The following is a 2,895-nucleotide window of genomic DNA, read 5'->3' as shown; positions in this document are numbered from 1 at the left end:
ATCCAAGGGGAGGCTTTAAACCAGAATTATTTAATTATTAATTATCAATAATTAATAATTCGGTAAATATCAACAATATATTAATGATAACTGGTAAATTGGGAGGATTCAATTAGTAGTGAAAGAAAACTTAGAAAATCATCAAAATAAAAAAATATTAATTGTAGATGATGAAGATAGCTTGAGAATTCTCCTCAAGCGACATCTGGAATTTCAAGGATATGAAGTAACAGATGCAAATTCTGCTTTAGATGCACTATCAATACTCGAAAAACAAGAGCCGGATTTAATTATTTCGGATATAATGATGCCAGAAATGGATGGTTTAGAGTTTTGTCAACGTTTACGAGCTAGTAATTTAGGTCAGTTAATACCTTTTATATTTCTGTCAAGTAAGGGAGAATTAGAAGACAGAATTATAGGTTTATCTATGGGAGCAGATGATTATATAAATAAGCCTTTTGAAATGCGGGAGTTGGTAGCAAAAATTGAGGCTCAATTAGCTCGTTCTCATAGAATTTCTTTGGAAATGAAGAGACTAATTGAAGAGTCTACCACAAAAATACAACCAGAAGCAGCACCGGAACCACTACCTCTAACTCCCGCAGAAGCAAGAGTATTTTGGGAAGTTGCTCAGGGGTTGACAAATAAGCAGATTAGCGATCGCTTGTTTATTAGTCCTCGTACTGTACAAACTCATTTGAGTAAAATAATGAGAAAGCTAAATTTAGAAAATCGCTCTCAGTTGGTTCGTTATGCTTTTGAACATGGATATAAACCACCTACTGAAGAAAACTGATGAATATTAACAAATGGACTCCCAAACACTGATTTCTGGCCTCTATAATTTGACTGAATTAGAACAGCTAATTAATTCCCAACCCACTCTTTGGCGACCTTTAGTATTTACAAATGGATGCTTCGACTTAGTTCATCCTGGACATATTCGTTATTTATGGGCAGCTAAGTATCTGGGGCGATCGCTTGTAGTAGGATTAAATAGCGATGAGTCAGTACAAAATATTAAGCCCCAACAAGAGGGATATCCTATGCGGCCAATTGTACCGGAAGTTCAACGCGCTGAAGTTTTAGCTGCTCTGAAACCAGTTGATGGAGTGGTGATTTTTAATGAAACTACTGCTACTAATATCATAGAACGACTTAAACCTGATATTTATGTTAAGGGTGGGGATTATTCTATTGAAACATTACCTGAAGCTCCAAAAGTGAAAAGTTATGGTGGTAAAATCTCTTTAGTTCAAATAGAAATTCCGACTTCTACTACTGCAATTATTAATCGTATTTTACACCATTAATAAATAATTCTAATTCTCAATTAATTCCAAGCATTGAAATAGATAAAAATTTTATGACAGAATCAAAGATTAATTCTACAGAAAACGCTTCATTGAATATACCTGAACTTCAATCTCAATTAGAATCTGGTTCTGAAAAAAAACAGTTACAGGTAATTCCTAGTTTGGCAGAAACAGGAGAGCAAGGTTTAGAGATTCTGATGGAATTTTTGCAAAACAAAAAATCAGATTCACCTACTGTAGTTGAGGGAAAAGTATATCAAGTTTTGCGTCAAGTAAATTCATCGAAAGTTGATGAATTTATACAGAAAAATTTTCCCCTAGGAGTTGTACCAATAAAGTCAGAATCTAATATTGATTATAGTCACTTACAAATAAAATTAGCTCATCAAGATTTTTTAGAAGCGGATAAATTAACTATGCAAAAATTGTGTGAGTTAGCAGGAGAAGCAGCAACACAAAGAAAGTGGCTTTATTTTTCAGAGGTAGATAGTATTCCGATTCCAGATATGCAAACTATTAATACTATGTGGTTAGTTTATTCGGAAGGAAAATTTGGCTATTCTGTACAGAGAGAAATGTGGTTGGGAGTCAACAAGAATTGGGATAAGTTACTACCAAAAATTGGCTGGAAAAATGGCAACACTTGGACAAGATATCCTAATGAATTTACCTGGAATTTGACTGCGCCGAAAGGTCATCTCCCTCTATCTAATTTACTGCGTGGTGTACGAATGTTTGCCTCTATATTATCTCACCCAGCTTTGTCTAAGTAAAGTCTGCTGAAAACTCATACTTAGGGTTGATGGTAGATAATAGTTCTGCAATTATTTAACTACATTGCTTTACTACTTTTTCTTACATCTATATCCATTATTTTTGATAGTACAAAAATTGTTTATTGGCTGTGGTAAATTTTGAATATTTATTCCTAATATTTTTTTTGCGTTGGTAAATTAGGGTATTATTTGGTAACCATTCAGCCGTCAGCTATGAGTTATTAACGTATCCTGTTTATCAGGAGTAATTAATCTCCAAAAAGTGAAGTATCAAGAAAAAAATCATCAACTAATTTTCATCATTTCTGTAGGGCTTGCTGATTAAATTTTAAAGCACTGACAGATAAAGGTTTTAGCCTTTTTGGGTCTGGAAAAAGTACCTAGTTTTCAGCTCTTTATACTCAAAAAGTTAGGATTTTGGGGAAGAGTTGAGCAAAAAAATTACTCCCCTACACTCCCCTACTCCCCTACTCCTTAAAAAAGACTTTTTCAGGAAACCCTATGTAGGTTTGCTCGGCTATTGCTGACCGCTGACTGCTAATAGCTGAATGCTTACATTATTTGTATTTTTTGGTAATTGCTAAACTATTGAATAACAAATATTTGAGATTGTTCAATTTTGATTTTCATACCTTGATTGACCAATACTCTTTTTTGCTTATTGGTCTTTTCAGTTATCAGTTATTAGTTGTAAAATTGTATTTATAAACCCCTAAATATAGGAAGATGATTTAAGTTGTGAAATATTACTACTTTTAGGTAACAGGGAATGGGATACAGGTAACAGAGAAGAACAAAAA

General features: G+C 33.4%; 3 protein-coding genes. All 3 read left to right on the top strand.

Going from position 1 to position 2,895, the window contains the following annotated elements:
* Window positions 1-118 precede the first annotated feature (118 nt).
* The 3 genes from AFK68_RS03495 to AFK68_RS03485 are packed head-to-tail and all read left to right on the top strand — an operon-like array spanning window position 119 to window position 2,092.
* Window positions 119-799: a response regulator transcription factor gene (locus AFK68_RS03495; RefSeq protein ID WP_094671614.1), complete on the top strand. Its 681-nt coding sequence runs from the start codon at window positions 119-121 to the stop codon at window positions 797-799.
* A gap of 13 nt (window positions 800-812) precedes the next feature.
* Window positions 813-1,316 (top strand): adenylyltransferase/cytidyltransferase family protein, encoded by a 504-nt coding sequence (locus tag AFK68_RS03490; RefSeq protein WP_246843975.1) that lies wholly within the window; start codon window positions 813-815, stop codon window positions 1,314-1,316.
* Between the two features lie 53 nt (window positions 1,317-1,369).
* Window positions 1,370-2,092, top strand: a complete 723-nt coding sequence (locus tag AFK68_RS03485) for a GUN4 domain-containing protein (protein WP_094671613.1) — start codon at window positions 1,370-1,372, stop codon at window positions 2,090-2,092.
* The last annotated feature ends 803 nt before the right edge of the window (window positions 2,093-2,895 follow it).

Source organism: Hydrocoleum sp. CS-953, assembly GCF_002260545.1.
Taxonomy (GTDB): Bacteria; Cyanobacteriota; Cyanobacteriia; order Cyanobacteriales; family Microcoleaceae; genus Trichodesmium.
This window is presented reverse-complemented; position numbering and strand designations above follow the sequence as displayed.

Bases quoted from the DNA above. Each gene is read 5' to 3' on its own strand.
- AFK68_RS03490 (WP_246843975.1), top strand. From the start codon at position 813: ATGGACTCCCAAACACTGATTTCTGGCCTCTATAATTTGACTGAATTA.
- AFK68_RS03485 (WP_094671613.1), top strand. From the start codon at position 1,370: ATGACAGAATCAAAGATTAATTCTACAGAAAACGCTTCATTGAATATA.